Annotated in this window: 1 pseudogene; it reads left to right on the top strand. The window is 73.6% G+C overall.

Annotated elements, in window-relative coordinates:
* A pseudogene (locus tag LPA54_RS41750) lies at nucleotides 1-359 on the top strand (galactose-1-epimerase); the annotation flags it as partial.
* Nucleotides 360-386 lie beyond the last annotated feature (27 nt).

The following is a 386-nucleotide window of genomic DNA, read 5'->3' as shown; positions in this document are numbered from 1 at the left end:
CGGCCGGCGAGCTCGCGGACGTCTCCGGCACCCGGTACGACTTCCGCGAGGCGCGCAAGGCGGGCGGCGGTTACGACGACAACTTCGTGCTGGACAAGGGGGTGACGGCGGCGCCCGAGGAGGTGGCCGAGCTGTACGACCCCGCGTCGGGCCGGGTGCTGACGGTGGCCACCACGGAGCCGGGCATCCAGGTGTACACCGCGGACCACATCGGGGAGCCGTTCGAGCCCGGCGCGGGCATCGCGCTGGAGACGCAGCACTTCCCGGACTCGCCGAACCGTCCGGAGTTCCCGAGCACGGTGCTGCGGCCGGGCGAGGTGTTCCGCTCCGAGACGGTGTACGGCTTCTCTGCGCGGTAGCGGACGGGTCCCGCGCGGGACCCGGAC

It is taken from the genome of Streptomyces sp. DH12, assembly GCF_020873895.1.
Lineage (GTDB): Bacteria > Actinomycetota > Actinomycetes > Streptomycetales > Streptomycetaceae > Streptomyces.
The sequence above is the reverse complement of the archived record's forward strand: the minus strand, read 5'-3'. Positions and strand labels throughout refer to the sequence as shown.